The 2,494-nt window shown below is 73.3% G+C and carries 2 protein-coding genes; both read right to left on the bottom strand.

The annotated features are described in order from the left end of the window. Nucleotides 1-80 precede the first annotated feature (80 nt). On the bottom strand, nt 81-1,313 hold the full coding sequence (gene hemW, locus GA0115259_RS38575) for a radical SAM family heme chaperone HemW (RefSeq protein WP_093605282.1): 1,233 nt from the start codon (nt 1,311-1,313) through the stop codon (nt 81-83). 86 nt (nt 1,314-1,399) lie between these two features. Continuing rightward, nucleotides 1,400-2,494 (bottom strand): PP2C family protein-serine/threonine phosphatase (locus GA0115259_RS38570; protein ID WP_141716913.1); only part of this gene is annotated, 1,095 nt, incomplete at its 5' end.

Raw genomic sequence — 2,494 nt, 5'->3', positions numbered from 1 at the left:
ACCCGCACACCCCACTCGCACGGGTGGAGCGGATGGGCACCCCACGCGCCGCCGGGCGGGTGCGACCGCAGCGTGGGCGGTCAGTCCACCAGGTCCCTGACCACCGCGTCCGCCAGCAGGCGGCCCCGTAGCGTCAGGACCGCTCGGCCCTCCTCGTACGGGTCCGGCTCCAGGAGGCCGTCGGTCAGGGCTCGGCGGGAGGCGGCCAGGCCGTCCGGGCCCAGGAGGGAGAGTTCGCAGCCGGAGGACAGGCGCAGTTCCAGCAGGACGCGTTCCACCCGGCGGTCCTCCGCCGAGAGGATCTCCCGGCCCGCGCCGGGCGAGCGGCCCTCCGCCAGCGCCGCCGCGTACGCGCCCGGGTGCTTGACGTTCCACCAGCGCACGCCGCCCATATGGCTGTGGGCGCCCGGGCCCGCGCCCCACCAGTCCGCGCCGCGCCAGTACAGCTCGTTGTGCAGACAGCGGGCCGCCTCCGAGGTGGCCCAGTTCGACACCTCGTACCAGGAGAAGCCCGCCTCCGCCAGCACCGCGTCCGCGATCAGATACCGGTCCGCGTGCTCGTCGTCGTCCGTCATCGGGACCTCGCCGCGCCGGATCCGCCGCGCCAGTCCCGTGCCCTCCTCCACGATCAGCGCGTACGCCGACACATGGTCCGGCCCGGCACCCACCGCCGCCGCCAGCGACTCGCGCCAGTCGTCGTCGCTCTCGCCGGGCGTGCCGTAGATCAGATCAAGGTTCACATGCTCGAATCCGGCCGCGCGGGCCTCCGCGACGCACTCCTCGGGCCGTCCGGGCGTGTGCGTACGGTCCAGGACCTTCAGTACGTGCTGCTTCGCGCTCTGCATCCCGAAGGAGATCCGGTTGAAGCCGCCCTCCCGCAGCGCCGCCAGATACGCAGGACCGACCGATTCCGGATTCGCCTCCGTGGTGATCTCGGCATCGTCCGCGAGCCCGAACTCGTCCCGGATCGCTCCGAGCATCCGTACGAGATCTCCGGCCGCGAGCAGCGTGGGCGTACCGCCGCCGACGAACACCGTACGGACCTGCCTCGGATCGTCGCCCAGCACCTTCCTGGCGAGCCGTATCTCGTCGACGAGCGTCTCCGCGTAGTTGTCGCGGGACGCCAGCACACCTCCCGAGCCGCGCAGCTCGGTCGCCGTGTACGTGTTGAAGTCGCAGTAGCCGCAGCGGGTCGCGCAGTACGGAACATGCAGATAGAAGCCGAGCGGCCGGTCCGCCGCGCCCGTCAGCGCGTGCGGGGGCAGCGCTCCGGTCTCGGGCATGGGATCACCGTCGGGCAGTGCGGAAGGCATACCCCCCAGTGTCCCGTACCGGACGGGTTGTCCGTGTCACTGCGCCTGGAGCGGTCACTCCTCCTGGGCCCCCTCCCCTGGAACGGTCATTCCGCTTGAAGCACCAGCAGCGCCAGATCGTCGCCCGGCGGTGTGTCACCGAAATCGTGCACCGCCCGCCGTATCCGGTCCGCGACGCCCTGTGCCGACAGCCCCACGCACTCCGCCAGCGCCCGCGCGAGCCCGTCGCCGTCGTCGAACATCCGCGATCCCGAGCGCCGCTCCGTCACACCGTCGGTGACACAGAGCAGCGTGTCGCCGGGCTCCAGGTGGAACGTACGGCTCTCGTACGCGACGTTCTCGACGACCCCGAGCAGCAGCTGCGGCTCCGCGGCCGGCCCTACCGTCCCGTCGGGCCGCAGGAGCAGCGGCAGCGGATGACCGGCGCTCGCGAGCGTGCACCGTACGCCGCCGCCCTCGCCCGGCAGCGGCATCAGCTCTCCGTACAGCAGCGACAGGAAGCGCGGCTGGCCGCTCTCGGCCGTCCCTGGGACGGCGCCGGTCCTGCCGAGCGGAGGACCGGCCGCGGCTGCCGCCGCGACCATCAGGGACGCGGATTCCGCCGCCTCCGTGGCGTCGTCCAGGAGCAGCCGGTTGAGCCGGTCGAGGACGGCGCCGACGCGGTAGCCCTCACGGGCCAGCAGCCGCAGCCACGGGCGGGCGAGTCCGGTGACGACGGCCGCCTCGGGACCGCTGCCCTGGACATCGCCGAGCATGAAGCACCAGCGGTCGCCCGGCGGGCACGGGAAGACGTCGTAGAAGTCGCCGCCCGCGAGACCTTCGTCACTCGGCTCGTACACCAGGGAACTGGCGACACCGGGTATCCGCGCGACCTGGCTGGGCAGCAGGCCGCGTTGCAGAACGCGGCTGATGGTGACCTGGCGGGTGTAGCGACGGGCCGCGCCGATGGCGAGGGCGACGCGTCGCGCGAAGTCCTCGACCAGGGCGGTGACATCGTCGGGGACGCCGGTCCTGCCGGGCCGGCCGAGCATCAGGGTGCCGAGTGCGCGCCCGTTGGCGACAAGCCGGCAGGCGAGCGCCGAGCCCTCCCCCGGCCCACCGTCCGCTCCGGCTCCGGCCCCGGGCTCGGCTCCGGCCTCCGACTCCGCGCCCGGACCCGCGCCCGGACCCGCTCCCGTCTC

This window comes from Streptomyces sp. MnatMP-M17 (genome assembly GCF_900091995.1).
Classification (GTDB): domain Bacteria; phylum Actinomycetota; class Actinomycetes; order Streptomycetales; family Streptomycetaceae; genus Streptomyces.
This window is presented reverse-complemented; position numbering and strand designations above follow the sequence as displayed.